We start from the raw sequence: 15,955 nt of genomic DNA on the forward strand, positions 1-15,955 counted from the left end.
CACCGACGTTCGTGCTCCGTCCCCGCACGGTTCGGACCCGGCGGACCGCCGACTGCGACGACCGGTGGGTTCGCTGCGGGGAACGGAAGGCACCACACTAGTCACCGCCGCGGCGCGCGCCGGGCCGGTACGCGCGCCGATCCCCCCAAGTGATGGTCACGATCACGATCCGGCTGCGGCCTCGGCGTGTCGGGTCGCCTCCTCGGGGCCCTCGGCCAGCAGGACCCGGAAACCCACCTCGTCGAGGACGGGGACACCGAGCTCGCGTGCCTTGTCGAACTTGGAGCCCGGGGCGTCCCCCGCGACCAGGAACGCGGTCTTCTTGGAGACCGACCCGGCCGCGCGCCCGCCGCGGGCCATGATCGCCTCCTTGGCCTCGTCCCGGGAGAACTCCTCCATGGAGCCGGTGATCACGATCGACATGCCTTCGAGGGTGCGCGGCACGGACTCGTCCACCTCGTCCACCATGCGCACGCCCGCAGCCCGCCACTTCGCGACGACCTCCCGGTGCCAGTCCACGGCGAACCAGTCCCGCACGGCCGTGGCGATGGTGGGTCCGACCCCCTCGACCCCGGCGATCGGGGCGATCGCCGCCGCCACCGCCTTGGCCTGGGCCCGGGTGGCGGCGCGGGCCGCCTTCTCCGCCTCCTCGGCCAGGGCCTCCGGGTCGGGTTCGGCACTCGAGGTGTCCGAGGTGTCCGAGGTGTCGGAGGGATCCGAGGGGCCCGCGGTACCCGAGGCCTCCGCGTCCGGGTCCTCCGCCGACCCGTCCGACGTGATCTCCACGCCCGCCTTCTCGGTCTCCACCCGCGCGGTCTCGGCGGCGGCCTCGATGGCCTCCATGGAGCGGAACTCCCTGGCCAGGGCCTGAGCCGCGGTGGGTCCGACGTGCCGGATCGACAACCCCACCAGCACCCGCCACAGCGGCCGGTCCTTGGCCGCCTCCAGGTTGGTCAGCAGCTTCCTGCCGTTGGCCGAGAGCACCCCCGCCTTGGTGCGGAACAGCTCGGTCTGGAGCAGGTCCTCCTCGGTGAGGGCGAAGACGTCTCCCTCGTCCTGCACCACGCCGGACTTCAGCAGCGCGACGGCGGCCTCGTAGCCCAGGCCCTCGATGTCGAACGCCCCGCGCCCGGCCACGTGGAACAGCCGCTCCCGCAGCTGCGCGGGGCAGGACCGCGCGTTGGGGCAGCGCCGGTCCACGTCCCCGGCCTTCTGCTGCACCAGCTCGGTGCCGCACTCCGGGCAGTGGGTGGGCATGACGAACTCGCGCTCGGCACCGGTGCGGACGTCGACGACCGGGCCCAGCACCTCGGGGATCACGTCCCCCGCCTTGCGGATGACCACCCGGTCGCCGATGAGCACGCCCTTGCGCCGCACCTCGTCCGCGTTGTGCAGGGTGGCCATGGACACCGTGGAGCCCGCGACCAGCACCGGCTCCATCACCGCGAACGGGGTGACGCGCCCGGTGCGGCCGACGTTGACCTGGATGTCCTTGAGCGTGGTCGTGGCCTCCTCGGGCGGGTACTTGTAGGCGATCGCCCAGCGCGGCGCGCGCGAGGTCGAGCCGAGCCGACGCTGCAGCGCCACCTCGTCCACCTTCACGACCACGCCGTCGATCTCGTGCTCGATGTCGTGGCGGTGCTCGCCCCAGTACGCGACGTGCGCCACCACCTCGTCCACCTCGGTGAACACCTTCGTGCGGGTGGAGATCGGCAGGCCCCACGCCTGCAGCGCCTCGTACGCGTGCGACTGGGTGACCGGCGTGAAGCCCTGCCGCTTGCCCAGCCCGTGACAGATCAGCCGCAGGTTGCGCGACGCGGTGACCCGCGGGTCCTTCTGCCGCAGCGACCCCGCGGCGGTGTTGCGCGGGTTCGCGAACGGCGCCTTGCCCGCCTCGACCAGCGAGGCGTTCAGCCGCTCGAAGTCCGCCAGCCGGAAGTACACCTCGCCCCGCACCTCGACGAGCGCGGGCACCGGGAAGTCCGCGGTGCCGGTGAGCTGCTCGGGCACCTCCTCCAGCGTGCGCATGTTCAGCGTGATGTCCTCGCCCGTGCGCCCGTCTCCCCTGGTCAGCGCGCGGGTGAGGACCCCGTTCTCGTAGAGCAGGTTGACGGCGAGCCCGTCGATCTTGAGCTCGCACAGGTAGTGCGGGCGGCCGACCTCCTTGACCACCCGGTCCGCCCAGGTGCGCAGGTCCTCCTCGCTGAACGCGTTGTCCAGCGAGAGCATCCGCTCCAGATGGTCGTGCGCGGTGAAGTCGGTGGAGAACGTGCCGCCGACCCGCTGCGTGGGCGAGTCCGGTGTGCGCAGCTCGGGGTACTCCTCCTCCAGCGCCACCAGCTCGCGCCAGAGCGTGTCGAACTGACCGTCCGACACGACCGGCGCGTCCAGCACGTAGTAGCGGAACTGGTGGTCCGCGACCTCGGTGGCCAGGGCGGCGTGCCGCTCCCGCGCCTCGTCCGGAACGCTACTGGTCGGAGTGCTCACGCAGGCAGGCTAACCAAGCTCTCCGACAGTTCCCGCCCACGCGGCCGACAACCGCCTGACCAGGGAGTCCAACTCCGCCAGATCGGCGGCGGGGAGCACCGAGAGCAGGTCCCGCTCGTTCGCGACGTGCTCGCCCACCGCGGCGTCCACCGCCGCGCGCCCCGCGGCGGTCAGCGTGACCAGCATGCTGCGGCGGTTGTCCGGGTCCAGCCGCCGCGCGATCCGTCCGGCCGCCTCGAGCCGGTCCAGCCGGTTGGTCATCGCGGCCGGGGAGAGCATCAGCGTGCGGGCGAGCACGGTCGGGGTGAGGGTGAAGGGGTCGCCCGCCCGGCGCAGCCGGCGGACCACCTCCGGGGTCGACGCCGAGGGCGCCCGCGAGGTGCGCCCGCTCGGCCCCGACCGGTGTCGGATCGCGCTGCGCCCGGATCGTGCTCGCCCGCGGGCTCCGCACCGACCTCCGGAGGCTCGTCGAGATCGCCGAGAGCGTGCGGCCCTGACCACACGACACGTGCGGCCCCGACCTCTACAGTGGGCGACGTGAACGCCCGTTCTCCGGCCGCCCTCGTCGCCGACACCGGCCGGGGGAACGAGGCCGCGATCCTCAACGCCGCGCTCGCGGCCTTCGGCGCGCAGGGCTTCAACGGCGCCTCGATGCGGGAGATCGCGAAGGGCGCGGGCACGAGCCTGTCGAACCTCTACAACTACTTCCCCTCGAAGTCCCACCTGCTCGCCGAGGTGCTCCGGCACGCGAACGACGAGCTCCACGCCCGGCTCACGCGCGCCGTCCGCGATGCGGGGGACGACGCGTCGAGCCGGATGCGCGAGGCGGTCCGCGCCTACGTCGGCTACGTGGTGGACCAGCAGCTCGCGATGCTCGTGTCGACCGCCGAGGTGCGCTACCTGCAGGGGCCGGAGCGCGAGCGGCTGGTCGCGGGCCGCGACGCCACCGAGGCGGTGTTCGCCGCGATCGTCGAGCAGGGCGCGGCGTCCGGCGAGTTCCGCACGCCCTACGCCGCCGACGCCGCCCGCGCCATCCTCTCGACCGTCAGCGCGATCGCCCTCTGGTACCGCGCCGACGGGCGCCTGTCCCGCGGCCAGTTGGCCGAGCAGCACGCCCGCTACGCACTCGCCCTCCTCGAGGCCCCGCTCCCGCACTGACCTCACGCCGGGCACGAACGGTCGTTCGTGCACGCCGTCGAGCGGTGCGCCGCCCAGCGGGCCACCGGCCCCGTCGCGGCGCCCGCCACGAGGAACACGACGCCGAGGACGAGCCACCCGAGGAACCCACGCCCGTCGTCGGCGCCCTCGCCGCCACCGATCACCAGGCCGGTCAGCAGGAGCGGTCCGGCGGCGCGGGCGACCGAGCTCGCCATGGCGAAGAAGCCCTGGTACTGACCCTGTCGCCCCGCCGGGGCCAGGTCGAAGGACAGCTGCCAGCCGCCCGCGGAGAGCAGCACCTCGCCGCCCACCTGGAGCACGGCCGCCACCAGCAGGATCGCGCCGGCCACCCAGGGGGAGGCCCCGAGCGCGGCGGCCGCGAAGGCACCGCAGGCGGCCAGCAGCAGGATCCCGGCCCGCCGGACCACGCGGCTCGCGCTCGCGACGTCCGACACCCGACGACCGGCCCGCACCTGCAGCAGCACCACGCCGACGGTGTTCACCACGAACAGGCCCGCGACCGTCCACGCCGGGGCCGCCGTGCGGGTCGCGATCCACAGCGGCGCCACGACGCTCAGCATCGGCATGTACAGCAGCATCACCGCCTGCAGCAGCGTGACCAGCGCGTACGGGCCGTCGCGGAGCACCTCCGAGCGCGCGGGCGCGGCGGCGGGGGCGTGGGACCCGCGCGGGAGGCGGCGCAGCACGAGGGCGGCGGCGAGGAAGCCGAGCGCGTCGAGCACGAACACCGCGACGAACGCGGCGGGCGTGCCGACGAGCAGGGCCAGGCCCCCGACCGCCGCACCGACCCCGATCCCGGCGTTGCCGAGCGCCTGGATCCGCGCCCGGACCGCGGTGCGCTCCGCGGGCGCGACCACCGCGGCCAGCAGTGCCTGGCGCGCGGCGCCCGACCCGGTCTGGGCGGCGGCGTAGAGGCAGCAGGCCAGGGTGAACGTGACCGGGTCGCGGACCAGCAGGAACGCGCCGATCGCGACGGCCGTGACCAGCCCCGCGACGATCGCGACCGGGCGGGGGCCGAGCCGGTCCGCCAACCTGCCCACGGGCACGCCCGCCAGCAGGCCGGTCGCCCACCCGACGGTGAGGCCGACACCGATCTCCAGCACCGACAGACCGACGACGCGGCTGAAGAACAGCGCCGAGGAGACGTAGAAGGCGCCGTCTCCGATCGAGTTGACCAGTTGGGCCTGGGCGAGCACGCGGGCGGGTCTCATGGGGACGACGCTAGGCTCGACAGCGGCCCGGTCGAAGGGCCAAGAATCGCCTACTTGATTGGGCCAATGAGCGTGGACTGGCAGCTCGACGCGGGCCCTCGTGGGGACCGCACCACCGCCCTGTACCAGCAGATCCGCGCCGCCGTGCTGGACGGACGGCTGCGTCCGGGCGACCGGCTGCCCCCGACCCGCGAGCTCGCCCTCCTCGTCCGGGTCTCGCGCGGCACGGTCACCGCCGCGTACGACCGGCTCACCGCCGAGGGGTTCCTCGAGGGTCGGGTCGGCGCGGGGACCTTCGTCGCGGCGGGCGTGCGCCCGGCCCGGACCCGCCGGGCCCCCTCCGGAGCCGCCCGCCCCCGGGAGGCCTTCCGCGGCCCGGCGCCCACCGCGGAGAGCGGCGGCTACACGGCCGACTTCACCGTGGGGGTGCCCGATCCCCGGCTCTTCCCGCTCCCCTCCTGGCGGCGCCTGGTCGCGGCCGAGCTGCGGGCCACGAGGCTGCCCGCCGGGTACGCCGATCCCGCCGGGCACGCCGGGCTGCGCGCGGCCGTCGCCCGGCACCTCGGGCTGGCCCGCGGGCTGCGGGCGGGGGCCGAGGACGTCGTCGTCACGAACGGGGCGCAACAGGCCTTCGACCTGGTCGGACGGGTGCTGATCGAGCCCGGCGCGGTGGTCGCCGTCGAGGAGCCGGGCTACCCGCCGGTCCGACGGCTGTGGGCGTCGCTGGGCGCGCGGGTGCAGGGGGTGCCGGTGGACGCGGAGGGCATCGTGGTCGAGCGGCTGCCCGCGCGGGCACGGCTCGTGCACGTCACGCCCTCGCACCAGTTCCCGCTGGGCGCGGTGCTGTCGGCGCGGCGCCGGACGGCGCTGCTGGAGTGGGCCGAGCGGCGCGGCGCGGTGATCGTCGAGGACGACTACGACTCCGAGTACCGCTTCGCCGACCGCCCCCTCGAGCCGCTGCAGGCCAGGGACGCGCACGGCCGGGTCGTCTACGTCGGTTCCTTCTCCAAGACCCTGCTGCCGAGCCTGCGCCTGGGGTTCCTCGTCGCGCCCGCCTCGCTGCGTCCCGCGCTGGTCACCGCGCGGCGGCTCACGGACTGGCACGGCGACCCCGTCCCGCAGGCCGCGCTCGCCCGCTTCATCGACGACGGCCTGCTCGCCCGGCACGTCCGCCGCACGCGGAACGAGTACGCCGCTCGCCGGGAGGCCCTGCTGCGGTCCCTGCCCTGGGCGCCGCTGCCGAGCGCGGCGGGCCTGCACGTGGCCGTGCTCGTGGAGGGCGCGGCCGAGATCGCGGCGCGGGCGGCGGCGCGCGGGGTCCGCGTCGAGACGCTGGACCGCTACTGCGCCGACGCGCCCCTCGACGGTCTCGCCCTGGGCGTCGGCCTGGTCGAACCGCACCAGATCCCTCGTGAGTGGCGATGGTCGCCATAGCGACCATCGCCACTCACGGGTCGGGAGGGAGTTCGTCGGGGTCCTGGAAGGCGTGGGCCAGGTCCCGGCACAGCTCCATCGCGCGGCGCGACCACTCGGGGGTGGACCGCGCCAGGCCCCCTGCGGGGGTGGGGACGGCGAGCTCGCCGAGGCGGACCCGGTCGAAGCCGAGGCGGTCGGCCAGGTCGTAGGCCCGGCGGGCCAGCTCGGCGGTCTCCAGCGGGCGGCCCGGGTCGCGGGTCGGGACCAGCCCGAGGAACAGCGGCAGGCCCGCGTCCCAGACCTCTCCGACGGCGTCGAGCGCGGCGGGGACGGCGGTGTCGCCGGAGATCGAGCGCTGTGTGGCGTCCACGGCCAGCCCCGACGCGCCCACCTCGCGCAGCAGCGCGAGCGGCGGGCGGTCCCCCGGCACCCGCACCACCACGGGCACGTCGAGCGCGGTGATCAGCTCGCGCAGCGCGTCCTGGGCGTCCGGCTCGGGGACCGCCCGGACCGTCCCGTAGCCGGACGCCGTCGGCAGCGACCCGGCCACGACGGCGGCCAGCCGCGGCTCGTCGAGCTGCACCACCACCTGCGCCCCGGTGCGGGCCGCCACCTCCGCGACGTGCGCGGACAGCCCCTCGGTGAGGCTCGCCGCGAACTCGCGGGCGGCGCCGCGGTCGGTCAGGACCCGGTGCCCGGCGGCGAGCTCGACCTCGGCCGCGAGCGTCCACGGGCCCACCACCTGCACCTTCACCCAGTCCGGACGGGTGCGGTCGCAGGCCTCGTCGAAGGCGTCGAGGTCCGCGCGCAGCAGGTCGACCGCCCGGCGGTGGTCGCGCCCCGGGCGCGCGGTGACCCGCCAGCCGGTCGGCACGACCTCCACCGCGAGGTCCACCAGCATCCCCGCCGCACGCCCGACCGGGTCCGCCCCGACGCCGCGGGCGGGCAGCTCGGGCAGGTGCGGCAGCAGCGGCAGCTCCCCCGCGACCAGCTCGGCGGCCGCGCGCGGATCGGTGCCCGGCAGCGACCCGAGGCCGGTGGCCGCGCCCGCGGGCCAGCGGCCGAGCTCGCGCTCGACGACCTCGACCTCCTCGACGACCTCGAACCGCGGCTCGGGGGCGACGGGCACGCCCGGCTTCGCGTCCGCCAGCCCGGCGGCGGCCAGGGCCGCGGCCAGCGGATCGTCCGCCGGCGGCGCGGGCTCCTTCGCGAGTCCGGCCGCAGCGAGGATGCGGGCCATCGGGTCGTCGGGCGTGGTCATGTGCGCGAGTGTCACACCCGCCCGCCCATCGGGGTGACTCGCCCCGAGTGCCCGATTCGTTATCGCTGGTCAGGTGCGGGAACTACGTACGCACCGGGTGTGGGAAACACCCTGTATCAGCGGCGGCCCCGGCACCATCCTTGCGGCGTGGACCCCACGTCGCAGCGGCCGTCGCTGCTCGTCACCGCCGTGATCGCCGCGCTCGCGGCGCTCCTGGGCGTGGGCGCGTGCGCGGCGGTCGTGGCGTCGCCGCGGGTCGCGGGCCACCCGCACGGCGGGTCCGGACCGCGGAGCGTCAGCGACCTGACCGGCGCCGTCGACGGCCCGCCGGACGTCCGGTTCACCCTGACCGCCCGCGCCGCCCCGATCACCCTCCCGGACGGCTCGACGATCGACGGCCTGACCTTCGACGGCCGCGCGCCGGGTCCCGAGCTGCGGGTCCGGCAGGGTCTGCTCGTCGAGGTGGTGCTGCGCAACGAGTCGGTGCCCGAGGGCGTCACGCTGCACTGGCACGGCCTGGACGTCCCCAACGCGCAGGACGGCGTCGCGGGGGTCACCCAGGACGCTGTGCCGATCGGCGGCGAGCACGTCTACCGCTTCCGCCCGCAGCAGGTCGGGACGTTCTGGTACCACTCCCACCAGGACGCCGCCGCGACCGTGCCGCGTGGGCTCTTCGGCGCCCTCGTCGTGGAACCGGCCGAGCCCGCGGGGACCGCCCCGGCCGACACGGTGCTGCTGGGCCACTCGTGGCCGCGCCGGGGGCAGGAGTCGATCCCGACCGTCGAGGGGTCCTTCGGCGCGGTCGCCCCGGGCACCCGGGTGCGGGCGAGGTTGGTCAACACCGACTCGGACACCCAGACCTGGACGGTCACCGGGGCCCCGTTCCGGGTCGTCGCGATCGACGGCGTGGACGTCCACGGACCCACCGACCTGCGGGACGTCCGGCTGCGGCTGCCCGCGGGCGGGCGGTACGACGTGGAGCTGACCGCGCCACCGGGGCCGGTCGCGATCGGTGTCGGCGCGGCCTCGACCGTGCTGGGCGACGGTCCCGCGCCCGAGCCCCCGTCGGACGGTCCGGTCTTCGACCCGCTGCACTACGGCACGCCCGCGCCCACGCCGTTCGACGCCGACGGACCGTTCACGAGCGACCAGACCCTGGTGCTCGACACCGTGGTCGGCCGCTCCCGCGGGATCCCGACCGTCCGCTGGACGATCAACGGGAGGCTGCACGACGACCTGCCGCCGATCCGGGTGACCGAGGGCGACCTGGTGCGGGTGACCCTCCGCAACGAGGGCACCGACCCGCACCCCATGCACCTGCACGGCCACCACGCGCTCGTGCTGTCCCGCAACGGGGACACCGCCACGGGGAGCCCGTGGTGGACGGACACCCTGCTCGTCGAGCAGGGCCAGGAGTACGTCGTGGCGTTCCGGGCCGACAACCCCGGCATCTGGATGGACCACTGCCACAACCTCACCCACGCCGCGGCGGGGATGGTCCTGCACCTCGAGTACGCGGGGGTCTCGACCCCCTTCGTCGTCGGGGACGCGAACACACCGGAATAGTCCGACAGGAGACCGTCATGAACCGCACACGACTGCTGGGGACCGTCGCCGCGACCGCGGCGCTGGGGCTGGGGCTGGCCGCCTGCGGCGGCGCCGCGCCCGCCACACCGGCCGCCCCGGCGAGCGCCGCACCCGCGGCCGACCCCAACGCCGCCACCTGCGACAACCTGCTCAAGCTCGACGCGGTGCCCACGCCGGACGGGGATCCGAGCGCGCCGCCGGACCCGGAGGGGAACAAGACCTGGGGCACCGCGGTGCTGCCGCTGCTGACCGGGGCCGTGGCCACCGCGCCCGCGGAGGTGAAGACCCCGCTCAGCGCACTGCAGCCCGTCGTGCAGGCCTCGGCGACCCAGGGCGCCCCGATCCCGATCGACGACCCGGCGGTCCTCGAGAACATCGCGAAGTACGAGTCCTGGGCGTACCAGAACTGCGGCTACCAGCAGGTCTCGGTGATGGGTGCGGACTACCGGTTCGAGGGGATGCCCGCCACGCTGAAGTCCGGGCCCACCGCGATCCAGATGATGAACCACTCGGCGGCGAACCAGGTGCACGTCATGCTGATCGCGAAGTCGCCGGACCCGAACCTGACCGTGGAGCAGGTCGTCGCGATGCCGATGGACCAGCTGATGACGCAGTTCCAGCCGCTGCCGGGCGCGGTGTTCGCGCCGCCCGGGCAGCAGGGCGGGCTCCTCGTGGACCTGGCGCCGGGGACCTACTTCTTCCTGTGCCCGGTCGGCGAGGAGTACGGGACCGCCCCGCACTTCCTGCAGGGAATGATCAACAAGGTGACCGTCACCTGAGGATGGTGGCGCTGCCGAGGACGACGTCCCCGGCCGGGTCCGCGCGGTAGAACGCGACGGCCTGGCCGGGGGCGACCCCGCGCAGGGGCTCGGCCAGGTCGACCCGCACCCCGGCCGTCGTCGGCGTGACCTCGGCGGGCGCGGTGCCGCCGTGGGCACGGACCTGCACGGTGCAGGCGAAGGGCCCGTCCGGCGCGCCCGCGCACCAGACCGGCGACCGCGCCGCGAAGGTCGAGACCTCCAGCGCGGTGCCGGGCCCGACGGTCACGGTGCCGCTGACCGGCTCGATCCCCAGCACGTAGCGGGGACGGCCGTCCGCGGCGGGGCGGTCGAGCCCGAGGCCCTTGCGCTGGCCGACCGTGAAGCCGTGCACCCCGTCGTGGGTGCCGAGGACCTCGCCGGACTCGTCGACCAGTGACCCGGGGCGGTCGCCGAGCCGCTCGCGCAGGAAGCCGCGGGTGTCGCCGTCGGGGATGAAGCAGATGTCGTGGCTGTCCGGCTTGGCCGCGGTGCGCAGCCCCAGCGCGGCGGCCTCCGCGCGGATCGCCGGCTTCTCGGTGTCCCCGACGGGGAACATCGCGTGCGCGAGCTGGTCCGGGCGCAGCACCGACAGCACGTACGACTGGTCCTTGCCCTCGTCGACCGAGCGGCGCAGCACACCGCCGTCGAGCCGGGCGTAGTGGCCGGTGCACACGGCGTCGAACCCGAGGGCGAGAGCGCGGTCCAGCAGCGCGGCGAACTTGATCTTCTCGTTGCAGCGCAGGCACGGGTTCGGGGTCTCCCCCGCCGCGTAGCTCGCCACGAAGTCGGCGACGACGTCCTCGGCGAACTCCTCGGACAGGTCCCACACGTAGTACGGGATGCCCAGGACGTCCGCGACGCGCGCGGCGTCCGCGGAGTCCTCGCGCGAACAGCACCCCCGCGAGCCGGACCGGAGCGCGTCCCGGGTGCGGGAGAGCGCCAGGTGCACCCCGACGACGTCGTGTCCCGCGCGGACGGCCCGCGCGGCGGCGACCGAGGAGTCGACCCCGCCGGAGAGTGCGGCCAGGACCCTCATGCCTGCACGGCCGCCCGCCGCCGGGGCGCACCGGCCCGCCGCGCCCGCTCAACGACCGCGCCGATCGCCTCCACCGCCGCGTCGACGTCCGCCGCCGTGCTGGTGTGGCCCAGCGAGAACCGCAGCGAGCCGCGGGCCACCGCGTCGGTCGCGCCCATCGCCAGCAGCACGTGGCTGGGCTGGGAGACCCCGGAGGTGCAGGCCGACCCGGTCGAGCACTCGACGCCCTGCGCGTCGAGCAGCATGAGCAGCGAGTCGCCCTCGCAGCCGGGGAAGGACAGGTGGGCGTTGCCGGGGAGCCGGGAGGGCCCGCCGTCGATCACGCCGTCCCCCGGGTCGCCGTTCAGCGTGGCGTCGGGGACGATCGCGCGGATCCGGGAGACCAGGTCGTCCCGGAGGGTGGCGAGCGCCGCGGCCCGCTGCGGGGCGTCCGCGACCGCCTTCGCCACCGCCGTCGACAGGCCGACGACCGACGGGGTGTCCAGGGTGCCGGACCGCACGTCCCGCTCCTGGCCGCCGCCGTGCAGCAGCGGCACCGCCGCGACGTCCCGGCCGAGCAGCAGCGCGCCGGCCCCGTAGGGCCCGCCGAGCTTGTGCCCGGTCAGGGTCAGCGCGTCCACCCCGCAGGCCGCGAAGTCGATCGGCAGGATGCCGACGGCCTGCACCGCGTCGGTGTGGATCGGTACCCCGAACTCGTGGGCGACGGCCACCAGCTCGCGGATCGGGTTGACCGTGCCGACCTCGTTGTTCGCCCACATCACCGACACGAGCGCGGCGGTGTCGGGGGCCTCGGCGAGCGCGGCGCGCAGCGTCTCGGGGGTGACCCGGCCCGCGGCGTCGACCGGGAGCAGGACCAGCTCGGCGCCCTCGTGTTCCACCAGCCACTCGGCCGACTCGAGGACCGCGTGGTGCTCAATCGCCGACACTAGCACGCGGGAGCGGCGCGGGTCGGCGGCACGGCGGGCCCAGAAGATCCCCTTCACCGCGAGGTTGTCGCTCTCCGTGCCGCCGGTGGTGAACAGCACCTCCGACGGCCGCGCCCCGACGGCCGCCGCGACGGCCTCGCGGGCCTCCTCGACCTCGCGTCGCGCGCGCCTGCCCGCCGAGTGCAGCGACGAGGCGTTGCCGGTGTGCGCCATCGCCTCCGTCATCGCTGCGATCGCGGCGGGGAGCATCGGCGTGGTCGCGGCGTGGTCCAGGTACGTCACAGCGCAGACCCCACGCGTGCACGGGACCCCGGGACGGGCCGCCTCTCCTGGTCGTTCATCGCCCACAAGGGTAGACGCCGAGAACCGGCGGGGCTCCTCAGCCGGCGATCGCCCGTTCCGCGCGGGCGGCGAGGTCGCGGCGGTCGCCCGTCGGCGCCAGTGGGGCGAGCACGGTCAGCGTGCAGTGCAGGCGCGGCAGCCGCAGCACCCGGAGCAGCGCCGTGGCGAGGGTCTCGTCGCCGAGGAACGAGCCCGCGGTGGTGGGTCGGCCGTCCGGCAGGGTCATCGTGATCCGGACGGGGCGGACGGGGACCCCGGCGTCGAGCGCCGCCTGGAACGGCGCCCGCCGGAACGGCCCGGACGCCGAGCCGCACCACGTCGTGCCCTCGGGGAAGACTCCGACGGTGTCCCCGGCCCGCAGCACGGCCGCGGTGGCGGCGACGACGCCGGGCAGGCCGCGCAGCCGCGCCCGCTCGACGAACAGGGCACCGGTCCGCGCGGCGAGCGGGCCGATCAGCGGCCAGTGCGCCACCTCGGCCTTGGCGACCATCCGGACCGGGGCCAGGACGCCCAGGGCCAGGACGTCGACCCAGGACAGGTGGTTCGCGACGACCAGCCCGCCGCGCCCGAGCGTCCCCTCGACGCGCACCCGCACCCCCGCCGCCCGCAGCAGCAGCCGGTAGAGCGTGGGCCGGGCGGGGACGAGGAGCAGCGGGGCCGCCACGAGCACGCCGAGTAGCACGGCGAGCCGCCGAGCGACCCGCAGGTGCGCCGTCGGTCCGGCGGCGGGCAGGCAGTCCGGCCCGCACGGCGACCACGGTGCCCAACCCGCCCGCTCGGCGAACGGCGGGACGCCGGGGTGGGTCGGGTGGAGCGTGTGCCCCGGCGCCGGTGCGGTCGCGAGCTCCCGCGGCGGCGCGCTCACCGCTCGCCCAGGAAGAAGTGCAGGTAGCGCTGGTCGGCGTGGTCGAGGCCGAGGAGGACGAGGAAGTCCGCGCAGTCGAAGTCCGGGTCGTGGGCGGGCTCGCCGCACACCCACGCGCCGAGCCGCAGGTAGCCGCGCAGCAGCGGCGGCATCGCCGTGGTCCGGTGCGGGGTGGCGCCGCTCCAGGGCCGGTGCGGGGTGACCCGGTACTCGTCGGGGGCGAGGTGCCCGGCGACCACCTTCTCCCGGACCCCGGCCGCCAGCATCCCCCCGTCCGCGAGCGGGACGGAGGCGCAGCCGACGAGCCAGCGGTTGCCGGTCAGCAGCATGTAGCGGGCGATCCCGGCCCACACGAGCCCGACGACCGCGCCCGCCCGGTGTCCGGGGTCCACGCAGGACCGCCCGGTCTCGACCAGCGAGGAGCGGATCGGGTCGAGCGCGGAGAGGTCGAACTCGCCGTCGGAGTACAGCGAGCCCGCCGCGGCGGCGCGCTGCGGCGGCAGCATCCGGTAGGTGCCGACGACCTCACCGGTCGCGTCCTCGCGCACGACGAGGTGGTCGCAGAACGCGTCGAACCGGTCGACGTCGTGGCCCGGGGTCGGCGTGTGCAGCGTGGCCCCCAGCTCGTCGGCGAAGACCCGGTGGCGCAGCCGCTGGGCGGCCGCGACGTCGTCGGAGTCGGTGGTCAACAGCAGCGAGTAGCGCGTCGCCGCGGCCTCGGGCGTCGTGACGAGCACCTGGGAAGTGGACACGGGTGCTTGGTATCGAGCGGGGCCGAACGGACCAGTGACCGGACGCGTCCCGGGCGTGAAACCCACGTGAACGCGAACGACCCCGGCCGCGGGGCCGGGGTCGTTCGGGAGCTCAGGGGCCGCTCAGGGGCAACTCAGGGGCAACTCAGCCCTTGCGCTTGGCGACTTCCTCCTGCAGCTGGGGGGCGACCTTGAACAGGTCACCCACCACGCCGAAGTCGGCGATCTCGAAGATCGGCGCCTCGGGGTCCTTGTTCACCGCGATGATCGTCTTCGAGGTCTGCATGCCCGCCCGGTGCTGGATCGCGCCGGAGATGCCCAGGGCGATGTACAGCTGCGGGGACACCGTCTTGCCGGTCTGCCCGACCTGGAACTGGTGCGGGTAGAAACCGGAGTCCACCGCGGCACGCGAGGCGCCCACGGCCGCACCCAGCGAGTCCGCCAGGCCCTCGACCACGGAGAACTGCTCCGCCGACCCGACACCACGCCCACCGGACACGATCACCGAGGCCTCGGTCAGCTCCGGGCGGTCGCCACCGGTGACCGGCTCACGCGACTGCACCTGCGCCGACCGCCCCGCGCCCGACGGCACCTCGACGGTCTCCTCCACCGCGGCACCCTCGGCGTTCTCCACCTCGACCGAACCCGGCCGCAGCGTGATCACCGGGTGCGCGGTGTTCCACTTGGCCTCGGCCACGAACGCGCCACCGAACACCGAGTGGGTCGCCGACTCCGCACCCACGGCCACCACATCACCCAGCAACGCCGAGTCCGTCTTGACCGCCAGGCGGCCCGCGATCTCCTTACCGTCGGCGGAGACGCCGATCAGCACCGCCGCCGGGTCCTTCGACCCGACCAGCGTGGCCAGCACCTCGACCTGCGGGGTCAGGAAGTCCGCCGAGTCGGTCTCGGCGACGTAGACCTTCGCCGCGCCGTAGGCCTTGAGGCCCTCGGACAGCTTGCCCGCGGTACCCGCGGGGCCCACCACGACCGCCGACGGCTCACCCAGCGCGCGGGCGGCGGTCAGCAGCTCGAACGTGCTCTTCTTGATCTCCCCGTCGAGATGGTCGACGAGGACCAGGACCTCAGCCATGATCTTCTCCTGCTTCTCTTCCGGGGGACTCAGATGAGCTTCTGGCCGACCAGGAACGCGGCGATCTTGCTGCCGCCGTCGCCCTCGTCCTCGACCTTCTCGCCACCGGACTTCGGAGGCTTCGGGTTCGACTCTGTGACCGTGGACCACGCCGCGCTCAGACCGACCTCCGACGCCTCGATCCCGGCGTCGGCCAGGGTCAGCGTGGTGACCGGCTTCTTCTTCGCCGCCATGATCCCCTTGAACGACGGGTAACGCGGCTCGTTGATCTTCTCGTTCACCGACACCACCGCGGGCAGCTCGGCGGTCAGCACGGTCACGCCGTCGTCCGTCTCGCGGCGCACGGTGACCGACCCGCCGTCCACGCTCAGCTCGCGGGCGTGGGTCAGCGACGGCAGCCCCAGCAGCTCGGCGACCATGGCCGGGACCGCACCGGTGCGCCCGTCGGACGCCTCGTTGCCCGCCAGGATCAGATCCGTGCCCTCCAGCGTGCCCAACACCTTGACCAGCGCCTTCGCGGTGCCGATCGCGTCCGTGCCGTGGATCGCCTCGTCCGAGAGGTGCACAGCCTTGTCCGCACCCATCGACAGCGCCTTGCGGATCGCGTCCGTGGCCCGGTCCGGGCCCATCGCGACGACGGTCACCTCGGACCCGTCGTTCGCCTCCTTGAGCTGCAACGCGGACTCCACGGCACGCTCGTCGATCTCGTCCAGCACCGCATCCGTGGCATCCCGGTCCAGGGTGTGGTCGCCCGAGGACAGTTTCCGCTCGGAGTAGGTGTCCGGCACCTGCTTGACCAGCACGACGATGTTCATCGGACCTCTTCGACCTCCTGCCGGGGGCGCACCGCCTCGGCGATGCGCCGCCTGTGCTCCACGTTCGGCCCACGGCCTGCGAGAGCCCCGGTGGCGCGGGGTCGTCGGGGCCGTCCGTGGCCGTCTGACTCGATGCCCCGATTCTTACTGTGCGGAATGCGAACAGCAAACGCACCTCGGGGTGA

At 74.9% G+C, this 15,955-nt stretch carries 14 protein-coding genes; 4 read left to right on the forward strand and 10 right to left on the reverse strand.

Annotated features, from left to right (window positions below):
• Positions 1-162: 162 nt before the first annotated feature.
• On the reverse strand, positions 163-2,487 hold the full coding sequence (ligA, locus tag L3X23_RS16140) for an NAD-dependent DNA ligase LigA (RefSeq protein ID WP_237192974.1): 2,325 nt from the start codon (positions 2,485-2,487) through the stop codon (positions 163-165).
• A 9-nt stretch (positions 2,488-2,496) separates the two neighbouring features.
• Positions 2,497-2,835 (reverse strand): MarR family winged helix-turn-helix transcriptional regulator, encoded by a 339-nt coding sequence (locus L3X23_RS16145; RefSeq protein WP_237192975.1) that lies wholly within the window; start codon positions 2,833-2,835, stop codon positions 2,497-2,499.
• A gap of 189 nt (positions 2,836-3,024) precedes the next feature.
• On the opposite strand from L3X23_RS16145, the gene L3X23_RS36185 reads away from it, so the two are divergent.
• Positions 3,025-3,645 (forward strand): TetR/AcrR family transcriptional regulator, encoded by a 621-nt coding sequence (locus L3X23_RS36185; protein WP_237192976.1) that lies wholly within the window; start codon positions 3,025-3,027, stop codon positions 3,643-3,645.
• A gap of 2 nt (positions 3,646-3,647) precedes the next feature.
• Here L3X23_RS36185 and L3X23_RS16155 read toward each other — a convergent pair whose 3' ends face one another.
• Positions 3,648-4,877 carry an MFS transporter gene (locus tag L3X23_RS16155; RefSeq protein WP_237192977.1) on the reverse strand — a complete coding sequence of 410 codons (1,230 nt, stop codon included), beginning with the start codon at positions 4,875-4,877 and terminating at the stop codon, positions 3,648-3,650.
• Positions 4,878-4,949: 72 nt separating this feature from the next.
• Between L3X23_RS16155 and L3X23_RS16160 the strand changes: the two genes are divergently transcribed.
• Positions 4,950-6,311 (forward strand): PLP-dependent aminotransferase family protein, encoded by a 1,362-nt coding sequence (locus L3X23_RS16160; protein WP_374204990.1) that lies wholly within the window; start codon positions 4,950-4,952, stop codon positions 6,309-6,311.
• 13 nt (positions 6,312-6,324) lie between these two features.
• Here L3X23_RS16160 and L3X23_RS16165 read toward each other — a convergent pair whose 3' ends face one another.
• A complete protein-coding gene (locus L3X23_RS16165; RefSeq protein WP_237192979.1) occupies positions 6,325-7,554 on the reverse strand; it encodes a methionine synthase in 1,230 nt (409 codons plus the stop codon).
• 147 nt (positions 7,555-7,701) lie between these two features.
• Here L3X23_RS16165 and L3X23_RS16170 point away from each other — a divergent pair, with 147 nt between their 5' ends.
• Positions 7,702-9,120, forward strand: coding sequence for a multicopper oxidase family protein (locus L3X23_RS16170; RefSeq protein ID WP_237192980.1), 1,419 nt, complete (start codon positions 7,702-7,704; stop codon positions 9,118-9,120).
• A 17-nt stretch (positions 9,121-9,137) separates the two neighbouring features.
• A complete protein-coding gene (locus L3X23_RS16175; protein WP_237192981.1) occupies positions 9,138-9,920 on the forward strand; it encodes a hypothetical protein in 783 nt (260 codons plus the stop codon).
• Here the strand turns inward: L3X23_RS16175 and mnmA are convergent.
• From mnmA to L3X23_RS16205, 6 genes are all read right to left on the reverse strand, one after another.
• The gene (gene mnmA, locus L3X23_RS16180) at positions 9,913-10,977 is read right to left on the reverse strand and encodes a tRNA 2-thiouridine(34) synthase MnmA (protein ID WP_237192982.1); all 1,065 of its coding nucleotides are present in this window, start codon (positions 10,975-10,977) and stop codon (positions 9,913-9,915) included. The two genes, L3X23_RS16175 and mnmA, sit on opposite strands and share 8 nt — an antisense overlap.
• Positions 10,974-12,185: a cysteine desulfurase family protein gene (locus L3X23_RS16185; protein ID WP_237192983.1), complete on the reverse strand. Its 1,212-nt coding sequence runs from the start codon at positions 12,183-12,185 to the stop codon at positions 10,974-10,976. The genes mnmA and L3X23_RS16185 overlap by 4 nt, the downstream gene beginning before the upstream one ends.
• Positions 12,186-12,282: 97 nt before the next feature.
• Entirely contained in the window at positions 12,283-13,110 is an 828-nt protein-coding gene (locus L3X23_RS36190; RefSeq protein WP_237192984.1) for a 1-acyl-sn-glycerol-3-phosphate acyltransferase, read from the reverse strand.
• A complete protein-coding gene (locus L3X23_RS16195) occupies positions 13,107-13,862 on the reverse strand; it encodes a GNAT family N-acyltransferase (protein ID WP_237192985.1) in 756 nt (251 codons plus the stop codon). Before L3X23_RS16195 ends, L3X23_RS36190 begins: the two co-directional genes overlap by 4 nt.
• A 145-nt stretch (positions 13,863-14,007) precedes the next feature.
• On the reverse strand, positions 14,008-14,955 hold the full coding sequence (locus L3X23_RS16200; RefSeq protein ID WP_237192986.1) for an electron transfer flavoprotein subunit alpha/FixB family protein: 948 nt from the start codon (positions 14,953-14,955) through the stop codon (positions 14,008-14,010).
• Between the two features lie 29 nt (positions 14,956-14,984).
• Complete coding sequence (locus L3X23_RS16205) at positions 14,985-15,770, reverse strand: electron transfer flavoprotein subunit beta/FixA family protein (RefSeq protein WP_237192987.1); 786 nt, start codon at positions 15,768-15,770, stop codon at positions 14,985-14,987.
• Positions 15,771-15,955 lie beyond the last annotated feature (185 nt).

It is taken from the genome of Pseudonocardia sp. WMMC193, assembly GCF_021728735.1.
Classification (GTDB): Bacteria; Actinomycetota; Actinomycetes; order Mycobacteriales; family Pseudonocardiaceae; genus Pseudonocardia; species Pseudonocardia oroxyli.

Excerpts from the sequence above, each read along its gene's own strand:
- mnmA (WP_237192982.1), bottom strand. The coding sequence starts at position 10,977 with ATGAGGGTCCTGGCCGCACTCTCCGGCGGGGTCGACTCCTCGGTCGCC.
- L3X23_RS16165 (WP_237192979.1), bottom strand. The coding sequence starts at position 7,554 with ATGACCACGCCCGACGACCCGATGGCCCGCATCCTCGCTGCGGCCGGA.
- L3X23_RS16175 (WP_237192981.1), top strand. The coding sequence starts at position 9,138 with ATGAACCGCACACGACTGCTGGGGACCGTCGCCGCGACCGCGGCGCTG.
- L3X23_RS16200 (WP_237192986.1), bottom strand. The coding sequence starts at position 14,955 with ATGGCTGAGGTCCTGGTCCTCGTCGACCATCTCGACGGGGAGATCAAG.
- L3X23_RS16155 (WP_237192977.1), bottom strand. The coding sequence starts at position 4,877 with ATGAGACCCGCCCGCGTGCTCGCCCAGGCCCAACTGGTCAACTCGATC.
- L3X23_RS16205 (WP_237192987.1), bottom strand. The coding sequence starts at position 15,770 with ATGAACATCGTCGTGCTGGTCAAGCAGGTGCCGGACACCTACTCCGAG.